Source organism: Rubrivivax albus (assembly GCF_004016515.1).
Lineage (GTDB): Bacteria > Pseudomonadota > Gammaproteobacteria > Burkholderiales > Burkholderiaceae_C > Rubrivivax > Rubrivivax albus.
In genome coordinates, this window is sequence record NZ_SACT01000010.1 from 210,208 (window position 1) to 228,711 (window position 18,504).

Annotated in this window: 15 protein-coding genes and 1 tRNA gene; 7 read left to right on the forward strand and 9 right to left on the reverse strand. The window is 70.6% G+C overall.

The window, feature by feature from the left end; translation table 11 throughout:
* The first annotated feature begins 40 nt into the window (after window positions 1-40).
* A complete protein-coding gene (locus ENE75_RS22840; RefSeq protein ID WP_233259225.1) occupies window positions 41-1,108 on the forward strand; it encodes a tRNA dihydrouridine synthase in 1,068 nt (355 codons plus the stop codon).
* On the opposite strand, the gene ENE75_RS22845 is transcribed toward ENE75_RS22840, so the two are convergent.
* From ENE75_RS22845 to ENE75_RS22870, 6 genes are all read right to left on the reverse strand, one after another.
* Window positions 998-2,116: a 5-methyltetrahydropteroyltriglutamate--homocysteine S-methyltransferase gene (locus tag ENE75_RS22845; protein WP_128201024.1), complete on the reverse strand. Its 1,119-nt coding sequence runs from the start codon at window positions 2,114-2,116 to the stop codon at window positions 998-1,000. The two genes, ENE75_RS22840 and ENE75_RS22845, sit on opposite strands and share 111 nt — an antisense overlap.
* 50 nt (window positions 2,117-2,166) lie before the next feature.
* Window positions 2,167-3,135, reverse strand: coding sequence for a PDR/VanB family oxidoreductase (locus tag ENE75_RS22850; RefSeq protein WP_128201026.1), 969 nt, complete (start codon window positions 3,133-3,135; stop codon window positions 2,167-2,169).
* A gap of 16 nt (window positions 3,136-3,151) precedes the next feature.
* Window positions 3,152-4,219 carry an aromatic ring-hydroxylating dioxygenase subunit alpha gene (locus ENE75_RS22855; protein WP_128201028.1) on the reverse strand — a complete coding sequence of 356 codons (1,068 nt, stop codon included), beginning with the start codon at window positions 4,217-4,219 and terminating at the stop codon, window positions 3,152-3,154.
* Between the two features lie 90 nt (window positions 4,220-4,309).
* Window positions 4,310-4,792: a MarR family winged helix-turn-helix transcriptional regulator gene (locus tag ENE75_RS22860; RefSeq protein ID WP_233259226.1), complete on the reverse strand. Its 483-nt coding sequence runs from the start codon at window positions 4,790-4,792 to the stop codon at window positions 4,310-4,312.
* On the reverse strand, window positions 4,789-5,538 hold the full coding sequence (locus ENE75_RS22865; protein ID WP_158289060.1) for a SapC family protein: 750 nt from the start codon (window positions 5,536-5,538) through the stop codon (window positions 4,789-4,791). Before ENE75_RS22865 ends, ENE75_RS22860 begins: the two co-directional genes overlap by 4 nt.
* Complete coding sequence (locus ENE75_RS22870) at window positions 5,535-6,842, reverse strand: hemolysin family protein (RefSeq protein WP_128201032.1); 1,308 nt, start codon at window positions 6,840-6,842, stop codon at window positions 5,535-5,537. The genes ENE75_RS22865 and ENE75_RS22870 overlap by 4 nt, the downstream gene beginning before the upstream one ends.
* Window positions 6,843-6,988: 146 nt before the next feature.
* Here ENE75_RS22870 and ENE75_RS22875 point away from each other — a divergent pair, with 146 nt between their 5' ends.
* From ENE75_RS22875 to ENE75_RS22895, 5 genes are all read left to right on the forward strand, one after another.
* The gene (locus tag ENE75_RS22875; RefSeq protein ID WP_128201034.1) at window positions 6,989-7,501 is read left to right on the forward strand and encodes a DsrE family protein; all 513 of its coding nucleotides are present in this window, start codon (window positions 6,989-6,991) and stop codon (window positions 7,499-7,501) included.
* 55 nt (window positions 7,502-7,556) lie between these two features.
* Window positions 7,557-8,381, forward strand: a complete 825-nt coding sequence (locus ENE75_RS22880; protein WP_128201036.1) for a symmetrical bis(5'-nucleosyl)-tetraphosphatase — start codon at window positions 7,557-7,559, stop codon at window positions 8,379-8,381.
* Window positions 8,382-8,394: 13 nt separating this feature from the next.
* A tRNA-Ser gene (locus ENE75_RS22885) sits at window positions 8,395-8,482 on the forward strand.
* A gap of 100 nt (window positions 8,483-8,582) precedes the next feature.
* Entirely contained in the window at window positions 8,583-11,015 is a 2,433-nt protein-coding gene (locus ENE75_RS22890) for an FG-GAP-like repeat-containing protein (RefSeq protein ID WP_158289061.1), read from the forward strand.
* Window positions 11,016-11,252: 237 nt separating this feature from the next.
* A complete protein-coding gene (locus tag ENE75_RS22895; RefSeq protein ID WP_375138506.1) occupies window positions 11,253-12,401 on the forward strand; it encodes an ammonium transporter in 1,149 nt (382 codons plus the stop codon).
* A 15-nt stretch (window positions 12,402-12,416) separates the two neighbouring features.
* On the opposite strand, the gene otnI is transcribed toward ENE75_RS22895, so the two are convergent.
* From otnI to glgC, 3 genes are read right to left on the reverse strand one after another with little or no spacing between them, the layout of a single operon-like run.
* Entirely contained in the window at window positions 12,417-13,211 is a 795-nt protein-coding gene (gene otnI, locus ENE75_RS22900) for a 2-oxo-tetronate isomerase (RefSeq protein ID WP_128201041.1), read from the reverse strand.
* Window positions 13,212-13,225: 14 nt separating this feature from the next.
* Window positions 13,226-14,683: a glycogen synthase GlgA gene (glgA, locus tag ENE75_RS22905; protein ID WP_128201043.1), complete on the reverse strand. Its 1,458-nt coding sequence runs from the start codon at window positions 14,681-14,683 to the stop codon at window positions 13,226-13,228.
* The gene (glgC, locus tag ENE75_RS22910; RefSeq protein WP_128201045.1) at window positions 14,680-15,975 is read right to left on the reverse strand and encodes a glucose-1-phosphate adenylyltransferase; all 1,296 of its coding nucleotides are present in this window, start codon (window positions 15,973-15,975) and stop codon (window positions 14,680-14,682) included. Before glgC ends, glgA begins: the two co-directional genes overlap by 4 nt.
* A gap of 89 nt (window positions 15,976-16,064) precedes the next feature.
* Between glgC and ENE75_RS22915 the strand changes: the two genes are divergently transcribed.
* Window positions 16,065-18,494, forward strand: coding sequence for a glycogen/starch/alpha-glucan phosphorylase (locus ENE75_RS22915; RefSeq protein WP_128201047.1), 2,430 nt, complete (start codon window positions 16,065-16,067; stop codon window positions 18,492-18,494).
* Window positions 18,495-18,504: the final 10 nt, after the last annotated feature.

Genomic DNA, 18,504 nt, shown 5'->3' on the forward strand with positions numbered 1-18,504 from the left:
TGGCCAAAGGCGCGATGCTACCGGCAGCGACAATCGCGCGATGCTCGCCACCAGCCCATCCCTGCACCGCCTGCTGCCGCGCCGGTTGCTGCTGGCGCCCATGGAGGGCCTATTGGACGCCACGCTGCGCGACACGCTGACACGCATCGGCGGCGTGGACCTGTGTGTCTCGGAGTTCATCCGGATCACCGACCAGCTGCTGCCGCCGAGGGTGTTCCGCCGCATCGTGCCGGAGCTCGATGCCGGCGGCCGCACACCGGCCGGCACGCCTGTGAGGGCCCAACTGCTGGGCAGCGACCCGGCCTGCGTGGCCGAGAACGCCGCCCGCCTGGCCGAACTGGGCCCGGCCGGCGTGGACCTGAACTTCGGCTGCCCGGCCCCGGTGGTCAACCGCCATCGCGGCGGCGCGGTGCTGCTGGACGAACCCAAACTCGTGCACGCCATCGTGGCCGCGGTGCGGCGCGCGGTGCCGGCGTGCATGCCGGTGAGCGCCAAGATGCGCCTGGGCCACCGCGATGCCGGGCGCATGCTGGAGAACGCTCAGGCCATCGCCGCCGCCGGCGCCAGCGAGCTGGTGGTGCACGGCCGCACGAAGGTGGATGGCTACCGCCCGCCGGCCTACTGGGACCGCATCGGCCACATCCGCGAAGCGGTGGGCATCCCCGTGGTGGCCAACGGCGAAGTCTGGACCGTCGCCGACGCGCAGCGCTGTCTGGCCGAGAGCGGCTGCGACGCGCTGATGCTGGGCCGTGGCATGGTGGCCGACCCCGGCCTGGCCTGGGCGGTGCGTGGCCACGCGGCGCCTGATTGGCCGGCCGTGGCCGCACAGTTGCTGCCGTTCTGGCGCAGCGTGTCGGCGCGCGTGGCGCCGCGCCACAGCGCCGGGCGGCTCAAGCAGTGGCTGAACCTGCTGCGCCGCCGGTTCGCCGAAGCACAGGTGCTCTACGACCGCGTGCGGACCGTCAGCGACCCGCGTGCGGTGGAGGCGCTGCTGACCTCAGCCCCAGACCTCGCTGGCCACCTCGACGACCAGACGCAGCTTGTTGCGCTGGTCCTCGACCGCGATGTTGTTGCCGTGGACGGTGCTGCTGAAGCCGCACTGGGGTGACAGGCACAGCTGGTCCAGCGGGGCGTACTTCGACGCCTCGTCGATGCGGCGCTTGAGCTCGTCCTTGCTCTCCATCTGGCCGAACTTGGTGGTCACCAGGCCGAGCACGACGATCTTGCCCTTGCTCAGGTAGCGCAGCGGCTTGAAGTCGCCGGAGCGCTCGTCGTCGTACTCCATGAAGAAGGCGTCGAGCTTCATCTCCGACAGCAGGGCCTCGGCCACCGGCTCGTAGTTGCCGGCCGCCGCGTGCGTGCTCTTGAAGTTGCCGCGGCACAGGTGCATGGCCAGGGTCATGCCCTCGGGCTTGTGCGCCACCACCTTGTTGATGAACTGCGCGTAGCGGTGCGGCAGCTCGTTGGGGTCATCACCGCGCTGGCGAGCGGCCTCGCGCATCTTCTCGTCACACAGGTAGGCCAGGTTGGTGTCGTCCATCTGCACGTAGCGGCAGCCGGCGTCGAACAGGCTCTGCAGTTCCTCGCCATAGGCCTTGGCCACGTCGTCGTAGAAGACCGGGTCGAGTTCCGGGTAGGCCTCGCGGCTGATGCCGGCGCGGCCGCCGCGGAAGTGCAGCATCGTCGGGCTGGGGATGGTGACCTTGGGCGTGAAGCCGGCCGCGACCTGAGACTTCAGGTACTCGAAGTCGGCGCGCTGGATGTCCTTCACGTGGCGCACCTTGTCGACCACGCGGATCACCGGCGGCGCCAGTTCCTCGGTGCCGTCGGGGCGCTTCACGGTGACCGGGATGTCGGTCTTCACGCCACCGAGCTGCTCGAGGAAGTCGATGTGGAAGTAGGTGCGGCGGAACTCGCCGTCGGTGATGCTGTGCAGGCCCACGTCCTGCTGGAACTTGACGATCTCGGTGATCGCCTTGTCCTCCACCTCGCGCAGCTGCGCGGCGCTGATGCTCTTCTGGTTGAAGAACTGGTCGCGCGCGTCGAGCAGGTATTTCGGGCGCAGGAAGCTGCCGACGTGGTCGGCGCGGAACGGGGGCGTGGTGCGTGCGGTCATCGTTTGTCTCCTGGAGGTCGTGGTGATTCTGCCGCGCGTGGCAGCAAGGGTCAGAGGTCCAGCACCAGCCGCGGCGACTTGGCGCGCGAGCAGCAGGGCAGGAACTGGTCGTGAGCGGCCTGTTCCTCGGGCGTGAGGTACATGTCCTTGTGGTCGCACTCGCCTTCGAGCACGCGTGTCAGGCAGGTGCCGCACACGCCCTGCTCGCAGGACGTGGGCACCAGCACGCCGGCAGCGTCCAGCGCCTGCACCACGGTCTGGTCGGCCGCCACCGGGATCACGCGACCGGAGCTAGACAGCACGACCTCGAAGGCACCGTCGCCGGCCGACGGCCCCACCTCGGCACCGAAGAACTCGTAGTGCAGCTGGGTCTCGGGCCAGCCGGCGGCGCGCGCGGCGCCGAGCACCGCGTCCATGAAGCCTTTCGGCCCGCAGACGTAGACGTGCTCGCCGGCGCGCGGCGTGCCCAGCAGCGCCGGGATGTCGAGCTTCTGCGCCGCGTCGCCGTCGTCGAAGTGGAAGTGCACGCGGTCGGCGAAGGACGACGCGGCGATGCGGCCGGCGAAGGCCGTGCGCGCCTTCGACCGTGTCGCGTAGTGCATCTCGAAGGCCGCGCCGGTGCGCGCCAGCCGCTCGGCCATGCACAGGATGGGCGTGACGCCGATGCCGCCGGCCAGCAGCAGGTGCCGCTGCGCGTCGTGCGCCAGCGCGAAGTGGTTCTTCGGCGGGCTGATCTGCAGCAGGCTGCCTTCCTGCACCTGTTCGTGCACCGCGCGCGAGCCGCCGCGCGAGGCGGCGTCCTTCAGCACGCCGAGCAGGTAGCGGTGGGTCTCGGCCGGGTCGTTGCACAGCGAGTACTGGCGGGTCAGGCCGCCGGGCAATTGCACGTCCACGTGCGAGCCGGCGGAGAACGCCGGCAGCGGGCCGCCGTCGACCGCGGCCAGCTCCAGGCTGCAGATGTCCTCGGCCTCGACGGCCTTGCGCACGACGCGCACGTTCAGGGTGGTGGGCGCAGTCATCGGGCGATGGTAGCGCTCAGGCGGCAGCGGGCTGGGCGGCCTGCTCGGTGGCCACCAGCTTGTCGATCACCTTGCGCGCCTGCACGCCGCCGGCGTCGATGTTGAGCATCAGCAACCGGCGCTCGGGCCACCGCGTGAGGTTGGCCTGCTGGCGTTCCAGCATCTCCAGGTCCTCGGCGAAGATCTTGCCCTGCCCTTCCCGGATCTGCGCCGTCAGCGCCTTGTCCTGCGCGCGGAAGTTGCGCGCCATGCCCCAGAAGTACCACATCGAGGTCTCGGTCTCGGGGGTGATGAAGTCGACCACGATGCTGTAGACCTTCTTGTCTTTCGGCGCCTCGTAGCCGCCGTGGCCGGCCAGCGCCACACCCACCTCGATCATCACGTGGCTGGGCGGGGTGTAGCGGCAGATCTGCCAGCGGTCCACCTTCTGATCGTCAGGCAGGCCGTGGGCGCGCATGGCCATGCGCCAGAACGGCGGCGCCGGGATGTCGTTCATGAAGCGGCTGGTGACGGCACTGTCGCCCTCCACCGTGGTCTTGCACGGCGTCTCGTCGATCTCCGGCTGGCCGATGCTGGTGGCGTGCACGTAGGTCTCGTGCGTAAGGTCCATCAGGTTGTCGATCATCAGGCGGTAGTCGGCCTTCACGTGGTACAGGCCGCCGCCATAGGCCCACTCCGGGTCGTCGGCCCAGTGCAGGTGGGGCAGCTCGTCCTCGCTGGCCTGGGCCGGGTCGCCGGTCCAGACCCAGACGAAGCCGTGCTTCTCGATGACGGGAAAGCTGCGGATCGCCGGGAAGCCACGCACGCGCTGGCCCGGCATCGCGATGGTCTTGCCGTCGCAGCCCATCTCCAGGCCGTGGTAGCCGCAAACGAGCTTGCCCTCCACCACCCGGCCCAGCGACAGCGGCGCGCCGCGGTGCGGGCAGAAGTCCTCCAGCGCCGCGACCCTGCCGTCGTCGCCGCGGTAGAAGACGATGCGCTCGCCACAGATGGTGCGGCCCAGCGGCTTGTCGTCGATCTCGCCAGGCGTGGCGGCCACGTACCAGGCATTGCGGACGAACGGGGTGGATGCGGCGTTGGACATGGCGGGCTCCTTCAGCGGCAGCTCAGGCCGACTCACATTCAGTATACTGAATGATAGAGGTCAAGCCGGAACCAAAGATCCGTGTTTACCCTAGTCTTCGGCGCGCGCGGCCTGCAACGGCGCACGGCTCTGCGCGTTGTTCAGGCGCACGAACTTGCGCAGCAGCGCCATGAACTGCACCCGCTCGTCGGGCGACAGCGGCTCCAGGATGCTGCTGTTGAGCTGGCGGATGCCCGGGATCAGCCGCGCCAGCACGGCCTGCCCTTCGTCGGTGAGCACCAGGCTGCGCTGGCGGCGCGGCAGCAGCCGGCGCTCGACCCAGCCCTTGGCCTCCAGCCGGGCCGCGATGTCGGCCGTGGTGGACGTGTCCAGCGCCACCTCGCGCGCCAGCGTCACCTGGTCGATGCCCGGCCGCTCCTGGAGCATGCGCATCACGGCGTACTGCACCGGGGTCACGTCGCGACCGACGGCGTCGAGAAACATCGACACCGCGATCTGCTGTGCGCGGCGGATCAGGTGGCCGGGCTGGTCGTAGAGGTCGCGGTCCAGCGCATCGGCCGGCGCTGGTGTCACGCCGCGCGCTCCGCGCGCCACATCAGCAGCGTGCGCATGTGGCCCAGCGAGATCCAGTGCGCGTGGATCAGGTGCAGCAGGCCGGTGCGCTGCAGTTCGAGGATCGTGGCATCCGGCAGGGCCTTGAGCTTCTCCTCGTCGACCATGAAGAAGCCGTCGACGCTGACCTTGGCGCCGTCGGGCATCGTGCCGTCGAAGCGCTTCTCGGCCAGCAGGCCGAGTTCGGCCAGGCGGCGGCCGATGGCGCGTGTGCTCTGGATCTGGGACTCGAGCTGTTCCAGGTCGCCCGTGACCTGGCGCGCGAACGCAGAAGGCTGCCCCTGATCGTCGAACAGGCGCTCGCCCTGGCTGCCGTCGCCGCCTTCGGACAGGCCCTCGTACGCGCTGTCGATGCAGACCGCGAACTGGCCGTTCTCGCCGCGCGCGATCGCGAACGGGTAGCTGGCCATCAGCAGCGGCAGCCGATGCGAACGCCAGCGGCCTTCCTGCACGTACAGGTTCTCGCCGGGCGACAGGCCGAACACCGCGATCGGTGCGTAGTCCGTGCCACCCTTGCCGTCGTCGCCCGCCTTGACGAACACGATGGGGTAGTCGGTGGCCGCATGCAGGCACTCGGCGGCCGTCATGAACAGCGCGTTGGTGGTGGCCAGGTGCGCCCAGGACGGCACGGGCAGCCGGACGGCGGTGTTGCGGTGCGCCTGGCTGTCGACCGGCGCGGCCTGGCGGTGGAGTGCGGGAATGATCATGAGGTCTCTGCGGGGGTGAATTCGGGAAGCCGGCTGACCAGCACCTTGTCGACGCGCTTGCCGTCGAGGTCCACGACCTCGAAGCGCCAGCCGGCCCATTCCACCGCGTCGGCGGTGGACGGCAACCGGCCGAGCAGCAGCATGATCATGCCAGCCAGCGTGTTGTAGCGGCCGCGGTCCTCTTCCGGCAGGTCCTTCAGGGCCAGGCGGTCCTTCAGCTCGTGCGCCGGGATAAGGCCGTCCATCAGCCAGCTGCCGTCGGCGCGCTGCGTGGCCCAGGCGTCCTCGGCCGAGGCCTCGCCCAGTTCCCCGGCAATGGCCTCGAGCAGGTCGCGTTCGCTGATCAGGCCCTGCACCGCGCCGTACTCGTCGACGACGAACACCAGGTCCACGTCGTTGCGGCGAAAGTGCTCCACCAGTTCCATGCCGCTGAGCGTCTCGGGCACGAAGACCGGCGGCGACAGGTGCTCCAGCAGCGACGGCGGCTCGCCGCGCGACAACGGCCCCAGCAGGTCGGCCGCGCCCACCACGCCGATCACGTCGTCCAGGCCGCCGCGGCACACCGGGTAGCGTGAATGGCCATGCGCCACCATCTTGGCCAGCAGCTGGTCGATGGGCTCGTTGATGTCCAGCCATTCCAGTTCGGCGCGCGGGATCATCATCGAGCCGATCTGGCGGTCGTCCAGGCGGAAGACGTTGCGCACCATCTGGTGCTCCTGCGCCTCGATGACGCCAGCATCCAGGCCTTCCTCCAGCTGCGCCGCGATCTCCTCTTCCGTCACGCTGGACGCGGTACGCCCGGCCAGGCCCAGCAGCTTGAGCACGCCCTGGGTGGACGCCGACAGCAGCCACACGAAGGGCTTGGTGACCTTGGACAGCAGGTTCATCGGCCGCGCGAACAGGCGTGCGACCAGTTCCGGGAACATCTGGCCGATGCGCTTGGGCACCAGCTCGCCGAAGATGATGGTGCAGAACGTGATCAGCACCACCACGCCGGCCGTGGCGGCGATGTCGGCCACCTGTTCGGTCAGCCCGAGCCGGGCTTCCAGCCAGTCGCCGATCGGCCCGGCGAAGGCGGCCTCGCCCACGATGCCGTTGAGCAGGCCGATGGACGTGATGCCGATCTGCACCGTCGACAACCAGCGGGTCGGGTCCTCGTGCAGCTTCAGCGCCGCCGCAGCGCCGCCGTCGCCGGTTTCCATCAGCACCTGAAGCCGCGCCTTGCGGGCCGCCGTGAGCCCCATCTCCGCCATCGCGAACGCGCCATTGAGCAGGATCAGGAAGACCAGTAGCGCGATGTCCATCGACCCCCCGGCGCCGCAGGCCGGGAGCTGTTGCGGGACGCGGAGATTAACAGAGCAGCAATGTCCCGGGACTGCGCCAGCGCACCGGGTCACGCCAGCGTTGGGCCTAGACTTTCCACCGACAAGGACACTCGAGAGGAGACGGCATGCCCTGGACGCGACGCTACTGGCTCAAGCGGTGGCCGGCATGGAGTGCCGCGCTGGGCGGCGGCGTAGCGGCGTCGACGGGCAACAGCGCCCTGGCCGCCGCGCCAGGCGCCTCGCCTGCACCGTCCGAACGCATGCCCGGCGACCCGCCCGAGCACCGCATCGTCTACCAGCTCAACCAGGCCGGCGCCGAGCATCTCGAGCACATCCTGAACTCGGTGGGCGCGATGATCGGCCGCTACCAGGACAACGTGGCCATCGCCGTGGTGGCCTTCGGGCCGGGCATCCACCTGCTGGCACGCCAGCCGCGCCGCCCCGTGCCCGAGGCCTTGCGCCAGCGCGCCCGCGGCCAGGCCCGCGACTACGGCGTGCGCTTCATCGCCTGCGGCAACACGATGAAGACGCTGCGCTGGACGGCCGCGGACATGGTCGACTACGCCCAGGTCGAGGAAGTGGGTGCGGCCGTGCTGATGGAACTGCAGGAACAGGGCTGGGCCTACATCGCCTGGTAGCCACTGCACCGCCTAGCCGCACGTGTCGACCAGGCACGCCGGCAGAATCCGCGCCATGGACTACCTGATCGGCGATGTGCAGGGCTGCGACGCGGCATTGGGCTGCCTGCTCGACGAGATCGGCTTCTCGCCATCGCGTGACGTGGTCGTCGTGCTCGGCGATCTGGTCAACCGCGGCCCCGACTCGCTGGCCGTGCTGAAGCGGCTGCGCGGTTACGGTGCCTCGGCACGCTGCCTGCTCGGCAACCACGACCTGCACCTGCTGGCGGTGGCGAACGGCGTGCGCCGGCCGCACCGCAGCGACACGCTGGACGGCATCCTGCAGGCCCCGGACCGGGACGCCTGGCTCGACTGGCTGCGCACGCGTCAGCTTGCGCTGCGCCACGCCGGCTGGCTGTGCGTGCACGCCGGCGTGGTGCCGGCGTGGTCCGCGGACGAGACGCTGGCGCTGGCCACCGAGGTCGAAGCGCTGCTGGCCGGGCCGGACCTCGGCGACTTCCTGCAGGTCATGTACGGCAACCAGCCCGCACGCTGGGACGGAGCGCTGCAGGGGCCCGACCGCTGGCGTCACGTGATCAACGTGCTCACCCGCATCCGCTTCTGCGCCGCCGACGGCACGCTGGAGTTCGCCACCAAGGACGGCGCCGCAGCAGCGCCACCGGGCTTTGCACCGTGGTTCGATCACCCGCACCGCCGCACGGCAGGCACGCCCGTGGCCTTCGGCCACTGGAGCACGCTGGGGCTGGTCGTGCGGCCAGACCTGCTGGCACTCGACACCGGTTGCCTGTGGGGCGGGCGGCTCACCGCGGTGCGGGTCGACGGCGGCCGGCAGGAGATCGCCCAGGTCGCCTGCCCGCAGGCGAAGCGGCCGGGCGCCTAGAATCTGGCGCTCCGGAAGCGTGGCAGAGTGGTCGATTGCACCGGTCTTGAAAACCGGCGACGGGCAACCGTCCGTGAGTTCGAATCTCACCGCTTCCGCCACACCTGCTGGCCTGGGTTAGGGATGAAGTTGACTCGTTTGCTTTCCGGGCTGCAGCCCGTTCGGCAGTGCACCTCGACCCGGCTTGCGACCTTGCTCGCGATGCTCACCCTCGTGCTGTCGGGATGCGGCGGCGGAGGCAGCGGTGGCAGCAGCGAGCCGCCCCCGGCCTCGGGCGGCGGCGGCACGCCCTCCGCGCAGACCCTGTTTCCACTGGTCGACCGGGCCTTCTGGGTCTACAGCATCGCTGGCACGGAAGCACGCGTGCGCGTGCTGGGTCAGCAGACGACGACCAGCGGGCCCGCATGGGCGATCGAACTGGACACCGCCGGCGCGAAGGAAACAGCCTACTACCGCACGACCGCGTCGGCGGCCGTCGAACTGAACAGCCTGAGTGCGGACCCGACCACCCGTGTCCTTGGTGACCATGACCTCATCCGGTTTCCCCCGGAGCCGGAGGCGACCTGGGTCAATCACCGCATCCGCTTCCATCCGCTGGCGGACTTCGACGGCAACGGCGTTGCGGACAGCGGGCTCTGGGAGTCGCAGACCACGGTGATCGGCTGGGAGTCGGTGACCACCCCTGCCGGCGCGTTCGCCCGTGCCCTGCTGGTGCGCACCGTGGACACGCAGACCCCCACCGAGCTCGACCGCAGTGCGGAGCTCCGCATCACCGTGACGTCGGACAGCTGGTACGTCGAGCATGTCGGCCTGGTGCGCAACGTCACCACGGCCACCGGCCCGGGCGGCAACGGACGCATCGAGTCCCTGCTGACGGCGTACCGCGTGGGCGACGCGCGCAGCGACCGCGACGCGCCCCAGATCGCCGCCCAGTCGCCGGCGCCCGGCACCCTGGCACGCACGGCGATCGTGCAGGTGACGTTCGACGAACCGATGGACCCCGACGCGGCGAACCTGGCACAGGCTCTGGTGCTGCTTGGCCCGGACGGGCAGCCGGTGCCGGCCACGGCGCGCTGGACCGGCGACCGCAGCATCCAGCTCGAACCCGGGCAGGCGCTGGTCAGCGGGCGCCATCGGGTCGAGGTCCGCGACACCCTGGCGGATGTCTTCGGCAACCGGCTCGCCGCGCCCACGGAATGGACCTTCGACATCGACGCCCTCGGCCCTCAGCCCACCGCCTTCCTGCCGGGGGACGGTGCAACCGCAGTGACGTTGACGCCGACGCTGGAGATCCGCTTCGACGAGCCCTTCGACGCCGCGTCCGTGACGGCCGACACCCTGCAGCTGGTCAGCCCTTTCGGCCCGGTCGCGGCCACGGTCGAGGTGCTGCCGCAGGCGCTGCGCCTCGTTCCCACCCAGGCGCTCGACTTCGGCGCACGTCACGAGGTGCAACTGGCCGCGGGCCTGCGCGATGCCCTCGGCAACGCCGGCACCGAGGCCCGCTGGTCGTTCACGACCGATGGCGGACGGTTCGCCCTGCCTCGGCCGCTGGCCGACGGCAGCGGGCACCTGCAGATGCGGGCCATCGACCTGGATGTCGACGGCCGGCTCGACCTGCTGACGGCCACGATCTCCCCCCGCGACGCCAGCGTGGTGGACCTGCTGTGGTGGCCGGGCCAGGGCGACGGCACCTTCGCCACACCACAGCGCATCCCCAGCGAACCGGGTTGCCAGCCGGCGTCCTTCGACGTCGGTGACGTGGACGGCGACGGCCTTCAGGACCTGCTGATCGCCGACAACCGCTGCGCGCCGCACTGGTCGCGCCGCACCGGCCCGGTCACGTTCGAACCGGCGGGCAGCATCGGCACCGGGCGACGCTACCTCGCACGCGGCATCCGCCTGGCCGAGGACAGCGGCCGCCTGGGCCTGCTGGCGCTACAGGACTACGACGTCTGGCTGCATCGCCAGGCCTCACCCGGCACCTTCACCGAAGCGCGGCATCCAGCGCTCAACGCACCAGGCGTACGTGACATGCGGGTGGCCGATCTCGACGGCGATGGCTTGGACGATTGGCTGGTGGCGCGCGCCGAAGGCGCCGACGTCGCCGGCGGCTGCTGCACGCTGGAGGTGTGGACGCAGTCGCCGCCCGGCCTGCTGGCTGCGACATCGAGGCTGCGCATTCCCCTGGGCCTTTTCCCCACCGTGCTGACCGTCGCCGACGTCGACGGGGACGGGCGGCCCGACCTGCTGCTCGGCGGACGCGATGCCGAGCAGCGCAACCGGGTGGCGATTCTCCGCAACAGGGGCACCCTGCTGTTCGACCCGCCGCGATGGGTGGACGTGCCGGAGGCCCTGGTGGCGCTGGGTGTCGGCCGCTTCAATGCCGATGGTCAGCGTGACCTGCTGACCGTGCACGGCAACACCTACAGTCTGGCCGTTCATCTGGCCGATGGCTCGGGCGCCTTCCTCCCGCCCGAGGTCTACCGGAGCACCGCGTTCGCGACGATGACGCCCGACGCCTTGACCATCGCCGACTTCAACGGTGACGGCTTCGACGACGTGGCGGCCTTCGGGCTGGTGTGGATCCAGCGCGGCAGGGTCGACCCGTTCGGCGGGCGCAGGTCGGCGCGCTGAGGCCGACGGCACGGGCTCGCCTCACTTCGGGGCGTAGTGCACCGAGTTCGCCACCCAATGCACCAATGCAGGGCAATTGACCCGCGCTCGTGGCGCACCACCACGGCACAGAGATTGCTTCTTTCGGTGCACTGACGGCCGAACTCGGTGCATTGCCGGCGCGCCAACCTCTGGAGATCGACTGTGGACACCATCAAGCCGGCGGCCGACGCCCTCTTCATCCTGCTCGGCGCCATCATGGTGCTGGCCATGCACGCCGGGTTCGCCTTCCTGGAACTGGGCACCGTCCGCCAGAAGAACCAGGTCAATGCGCTGGTCAAGATCCTGGTGGACTTCTCCGTCTCCACCGTCGTGTACTTCTTCGTCGGCTACACGGTGGCCTACGGCGTGGGCTTCATGGTGGGCGCCGAGACGCTGGCCGAGCGCAACGGCTACGAACTCGTCAAGTTCTTCTTCCTGCTGACCTTTGCCGCCGCCATCCCGGCCATCATCTCCGGCGGCATCGCCGAGCGCTCGCGCTTCGGGCCACAGCTGATCGCCACGGCCGTGCTGGTCGGCGTGGCCTACCCGCTGCTGGAGGGCGCGGTCTGGGGCAACCGCTTCGGGCTGCAGGCCGCCATCGAGTCGATCGCAGGTGCGCCCTTCCACGACTTCGCCGGCAGCCTGGTGGTCCACGCCTTCGGCGGCTGGGTGGCGCTGGCGGCCGTGCTGCTGCTGGGTCCGCGCGCCAACCGCTACCGCAAGGACGGCGGCATCAGCGCCCACCCGCCGTCGAGCATTCCCTTCCTGGCCCTGGGCGCCTGGGTGCTCACCGTGGGCTGGTTCGGCTTCAACGTGATGAGCGCGCAGACGCTGGAGAACGTCTCCGGCCTGGTGGCGGTGAACTCGCTGCTGGCCATGGCCGGCGGCACGCTGGCGGCCACGCTGCTGGGTCGCAACGACCCTGGCTTCGTGCACAACGGGCCACTGGCGGGGCTGGTGGCGGTGTGTGCCGGGTCGGACGTGATGCACCCGGCCGGCGCGCTGGTGGTGGGTGCCGTGGCCGGTGCGCTGTTCGTCGGCCTGTTCACGCTGACGCAGAACCGCTGGCGCATCGACGACGTGCTGGGCGTCTGGCCGCTGCACGGCCTGTGCGGCGCCTGGGGCAGCCTGGCCGCCGGGGTCTTCGGCCAGACGGCATTGGGCGGCCGCGGCGGGGTGAGTTTCGGCGCGCAGCTGCTGGGCACGGCCGCCGGCGTGCTGTGGGCGCTGCTGGCAGGCTTCGCGGTCTATGGCGTGCTCCGGGCCACCATCGGCCTGCGGCTGGACCGCGAACAGGAGTTCCAGGGCGCCGACCTGTCCATCCACCGCATCGGCGCCACGCCGGAGCGCGAAGTCAGCTGGTGAATCCGCGCGTGGAGGTCAACGCCGGCGCCAGGGCTGGAACCAGCCCAGCCCGGCGCGTGTGCCGGCCCGCGGGCGGTACTCGGCGCCCACCCAGCCCGGCCAGCCCAACTGGTCGATGAGCGCGAACAGGTGGCCCCAGGCCAGTTCGCCGGCATCGGGTTCGCCGCGGTCGGGCACGGCGGCGACCTGCAGGTGGCCGACTTTCGTCGGGTGCGCTGGATCGAGGTAGCGCGCGAGCTTGACGCTGAGGTCGCCTTCTACGATCTGCGCGTGGTAGAGGTCGAACTGCACGGCGACGTTGGCCGCTCCGATGGCGGCGACGATCTCGTGCCCATGGTCCTGGCGGTTCAGGAAGTAGCCCGGGTTGTCGCGACCGTTGAGCGGTTCGACCAGCAGCGTCACGCCCGCCCGGGCCGCTTCGTCTGCCGCCCAGCGCAGGTTGTCCACCAGGGTGGGCTGCACGTCCGCCCGTTCCCGACCGTCCGGCACGAAGCCGGACATCACGTGCACCCGCGGGCAGCCCAAGGCTTGCGCATACGGCAAGGCCTGCTCCAGCAGGCTGGCACGGAAGGCGGTTTCCTGCCCCGGCACGGCCGCGATGCCGCGTGCGCCCGCCGGGCCGGGGGGTGCATTCAGCAGCACCAGTTCGACGCCGGCGGCCTCGCGCCGGCGGGCCAGCGTCTCCGCCGGCACCTCGTAGGGGAACTGGCACTCGACGGCCTCGAAGCCGTCGTCGGCCGCGGCCGCGAAGCGGTCGACGAACGGCCATTCGGTGTACATCAGGCTGATGTTGGCGGCGAACCGGGGCATGGTCTCGGTGGTGTTCAGAGCGGCGGCGGCAGGCGGGGCTGCTCGCGGCGCGCCCGGCAGGCGTCGTCGTACAGCGCCAGGTAGGCCTGCGCCGGCCCGTCCCAGCCCAGGTGCTGTGCCATGCCCGCCTGCTGCAGGGCCTGCCAGCGTGCGGGTTCGCCGAACGCGGCCAGCGCACGCTCGACGGCGCCCTGCAGTGCGAACGGTGTGGCCTCGCCGAAGCAGAAGCCGGTGTGGCCATCGGCCACGGTGTCGGCCAGGCCGCCCACCTGGCGCACCACCGGCACGGTGCCGTAGCGCAGGCCATAGAGCTGCGTCAGGCCACAGGGTTCGAAACGCGACGGCACCAGGATCATGTCGGCGCCGGCGATGAGCCGGTGCGCCCGCGCCTCGTCGTAGCCCACGTGCAGCGCCACGGCCCCGGGGTGGGCATGGGCGGCGATGGCGAAGGCCGATTCCAGCGACGGGTCGCCCTCCCCCTGCACCACCAGCTGCGCGCCGTGGCGCAGCAGTTCCGGCAGCACGGCCAGCACCAGGTCCAGGCCCTTCTGCGACGTGAGGCGGCTGACCACGGTGAACACCGGCGCGTCGGGCCGCGCGGCCAGCCCGGCCTCGGCCTGCAGCGCGGCCTTGCACGCGGCCTTGCCGGCCATCGCGTCGGGCGCGTAGCAGGCGGCCAGCGCACTGTCGGTGGCCGGGTTCCACACCGCGTCGTCGATGCCGTTGAGGATGCCCACCACGTCGCTGCCGCGGCTCTGGATCACGCCCTCCAGCCCGGCACCGAAGGCCGGCGTGGCGATCTCGCGCGCATAGCCGGGGCTGACGGTGCTGACGCGGTCGGCGAACTTCAGCCCGGCCTTCATGAAGCACAGCTGGCCGTGGTACTCCAGCCCGGCAGGCTGCATGAAGCGCGCGTGCAGGCCCAGCAGGCGCGCGTCGTCGTGCGGGAACACGCCCTGGTAGGCGAGGTTGTGCACGGTGTAGACCGACGCCGCGGCCGTGGCCGGGTGCGCCGCGAGGTAGGCACTGGTCATGGCGGCGTGCCAGTCGTGCGTGTGCAGCACGTCGGGGCTCCAGGCCTCGTCCAGTTCGCCGAAGCCCAGGTGCGCGGCCACGTAGCCCAGCGCCGCGTAGCGCTGCAGGTTGTCGGGCCACTCCTGGCCATCGGGGCCCAGGTAGGGGTTGCCGTCGCGCCGGTAAAGGTAGGGCGCGTCGATCACGTACACCGGCAGGTCGGTGCGCGGCATGCGCGCCTTCAGCAGCGTGGCACGCAGCGCGCCGAACAGCGGGCCGAGCACGCACACCGGCTTCGCGTGCCGCACCGCGTCCAGCACCGCAGGGTAGCCAGGCATCAGCAGGCGAACGTCGGCGCCACGGGCCGCCAGCGCCGGTGGCAGCGCGGCGACCACGTCGGCCAGGCCACCGGTCTTGACCAGCGGGAAGACTTCCGCGGCGACGTGCAGGACCTTCAATGGCCCTCCGCCATCACGCCCTGCACGCTGCCGGCACGCGCCAGCATCTCACGCGTGACGAGCACGATGCCCGACTCCGTGCGGTAGAAACGCGCCGCGTCGGCCTCGGCGTCCTCGCCGATCACCATGCCGTCGGGGATGGTGCAACCGCGGTCGACGACCACGCGGTTCAGCCGTGCTCCCCGGCCCACCTGCACGCCGGGCAGCAGCACGGACCACTGGACCTGGCTGTACGAGTGCACGCGCACGGTGGAAAACAGCACCGAGCGGAACACGCTGCCGCTGACGATGCAGCCGCCCGAGACCATCGATTCGATGGCCATGCCGCGCCGGTCGTCGACGTTGTGCACGAACTTCGCCGGCGGCAGTTGCGGCTGGTAGGTCCAGATCGGCCAGCGCGTGTCGTAGAGGTTGAGCAGCGGGTCGGTGGCGGTGAGGTCGATGTTGGCGTCCCAGTAGGCGTCGATGGTGCCCACGTCGCGCCAGTAGGGTTCGTGGCCGGTGCGCTGGCCGACGCAGCTGAGGTCGAAGGGGTGCGCCACCGCACTGCCCTTCTTCACCGCGTAGGGAATGATGTCCTTGCCGAAGTCGTGGCTCGACGACGGGTCGGCGATGTCGCGCTCGAGCTGCTGGTACAGGTAGCGGGCGTTGAAGATGTAGATGCCCATGCTGGCCAGCGCGCGGTCGGGCTTGCCCGGCATCGGTGGCGGGTCCGCCGGTTTCTCGACGAAATCGAGGATGCGGCGCTTCTCGTCCACGGCCATCACGCCGAAGGCGGTGGCCTCCATGCGCGGCACCTCGATGCAGCCCACGGTGACCTCGCGGCCGTGGGCCACGTGGTCGGCCAGCATCAGCGCGTAGTTCATCTTGTAGATGTGGTCGCCGGCGAGCACGACGATGTAGTCGGCGCCGTAGGCGGCCACGATGTCCTGGTTCTGGTAGACGGCGTCGGCCGTGCCGCGGTACCAGCTTTCCTCGTCCACGCGCTGCTGGGCCGGCAGCAGGTCCACGAACTCGTGCATCTCCGGGCGCATGAAGGCCCAGCCGCGCTGCAGGTGGCGCAGCAGGCTGTGGCTCTTGTACTGCGTGATCACGCCGATGCGCCGGATGCCGGAATTCAGGCAGTTGCTGAGCGCGAAGTCGATGATGCGGAACTTGCCGCCGAAGTACACCGCGGGCTTGGCGCGGCGGTCGGTCAGGTTCTTCAGCCGGCTGCCGCGGCCGCCGGCCAGCACCAGCGCCACGGCGCGCTTGGGCAGGTCGAGGTTGCGGGCAAGGTCGTAGGTGTTCATGCCGTTGTCTCCTGGCACCAGCGGTGGGCACAACGGCCTGGGCTGAAAATTGCTACCTTCGCCCCGCCTGCCCATACCCCTGGACTGCAATGAACGATACCCCGAACCGCACACCCTTGACGGCCGATGTCGAACGCCACCTGCTCGACAGCGTCGGCGTGGCGCCAGCCGAGGCCTCGCCGTCGGACCTGCTGCAGGCCGTTTCGCTGGCGGCCCGCGAACAGCTGTCCCGGCGATGGGTGGCCAGCACGGCGGCCGACCGCCACGCCAAGGCCCGGCGCGTGGTCTACCTCTCGATGGAGTTCCTGATGGGCCGCACGCTGGGCAACGCGCTGGCGGCGCTGGGGCTGGAAGGCCCCGCGGCCGACGCGGCGCAGGCCCACGCCCGCACGCTGGAGGACCTGCAGGCCCACGAACCCGACGCCGCGCTGGGCAACGGCGGCCTGGGCCGGCTGGCGGCCTGCTTCCTGGATTCCATGGCCGCGCTGGGCCTGCCGAGCTTCGGCTACGGCATCCGCTACGAGTTCGGCATGTTCGCGCAGAGCATCCAGGGCGGGCGGCAGGTGGAGCACCCGGACCCCTGGCTGGAGAACGGCACGCCCTGGGAGTTCCCGCGGCCGGACGTCGCCTGGCCGGTGCGCTTCGGCGGCTGGGTGGAACACCCGCAGGGCCCGGGCGGGCCGGCGGTGTGGCACCCGGCGGGCACCGTCAATGCCAAGGCCTACGACATGGTGGTGCCGTCGCACCACGACGAGCGCGTCAGCACGCTTCGCCTGTGGCGTGCGGCGGCACCGGCACACATCGACCTCACCGCCTTCAACAGCGGCGACTACGCCCGCGCGGCCGAGTTCAAGAACCAGTTCGAGAACATCTCCTGGGTGCTGTACCCGAACGACAGCACGCCCGCCGGCCGCGAACTCCGGCTGCGCCAGGAATACTTCTTCACCAGCGCATCGCTGCAGGACGTGCTGGCCCGCCACATGGCGGAACATGGCCGGCTGGACAACCTGCACGAGGCGGTGGCCATCCACCTCAACGACACGCACCCGGCCATCGGCGTGGCCGAGCTGATGCGCCTGCTGCTGGACGAGCACGCCCTGCCCTGGGCCCGGGCCTGGGCCATCACGCAGGCCACCTTCAGCTACACCAACCACACGCTGATGCCCGAGGCGTTGGAGACCTGGCCGGTGGGCCTGATCCAGAGCGTGCTGCCGCGCCACCTCGAGATCGTCTACCGCATCAACCACGAGTTCCTGCTGCAGGCGGCGCGCCATCGGCCCGGCGACAACGCCTTCCTGCAGCGCCTGAGCTTGATCGACGAAAGCGGCGAGCGCCGCATGCGCATGGCGCACCTGAGCATCGTTGGCAGCCACAAGATCAATGGCGTCTCGGCGCTGCATTCGCAGCTGCTGGTGAACACGATCTTCAGTGACTTCGCCGCCATCTGGCCCGAGCGCTTCACCAACATGACCAACGGCGTGACGCCGCGGCGCTGGCTGGCCCAGGCAAACCCGGCGCTGGCCGCGCTGCTGGACGAGTCCATCGGCACCGCCTGGCGACGGGACCTGGACCGCCTGGCCGACCTGGCGCCACTGGCCGACGATGCGGCGTTCCGCGAACGCTTCGGCGCCATCAAGCGGGCCAACAAGGCGCGGCTGGCGGCCCGGCTGCAGCGCGAGCTGGGCGTGCCGCTGGACCCGGACAGCCTGTTCGACGTGCAGGTCAAGCGCATCCACGAGTACAAGCGGCAGCTGCTCAACGTGCTGCACGTGGTCACGCGCTACCTCGCCATCATCGCCGAGCCGCAGCGCAGCTGGGTGCCGCGCACGGTGCTGTTCGCCGGCAAGGCGGCATCGAGCTACGTCGCGGCCAAGACCATCATCCGGCTGATCCACGACGTGGCCTCGGTGGTCAACCACGACCTGCGCGTGGCCGGCCGCCTGGCCGTGGCCTTCGTGCCCAACTACGGCGTCTCGGTGGCCGAGGCGCTGATGCCAGCGGCCGATCTCTCGGAGCAGATCTCCACCGCCGGCACCGAAGCCTCCGGCACCGGCAACATGAAGCTGGCGCTCAACGGCGCGCTGACCATCGGCACCGACGACGGCGCCAACATCGAGATCCGCGAGGCGGTGGGCGACGACAACATCTTCATCTTCGGGCTGCGCACGCCGGAGGTGGAGGCCCGCCGGCGCGAGGGCTACCGTCCCGGCCAGATCGCCGCGGCCCACCCCACGCTGCAACAGGTGCTCGACGCCATCGGCGGCGGCCTGTTCTCGCCTGACGAACCGGGCCGTTACCGCGGCCTGGTGGACTCGCTGTTGCAGGTGGACCACTACCTGCTGCTGGCCGACTACGCCGACTACGTGGCCACGCAGCAGCGCGTCGACGCCCTTTTCACCGACGCGGCGGCGTGGCAGGCCAAGGCGGTGCGCAACGTGGCCGGCATGGGGCCGTTCTCGTCGGACCGCACGATCGCGCAGTACGCGCGCGAGGTCTGGCGCGTACAGCGGGGCGGCTGACGAGCCCCGG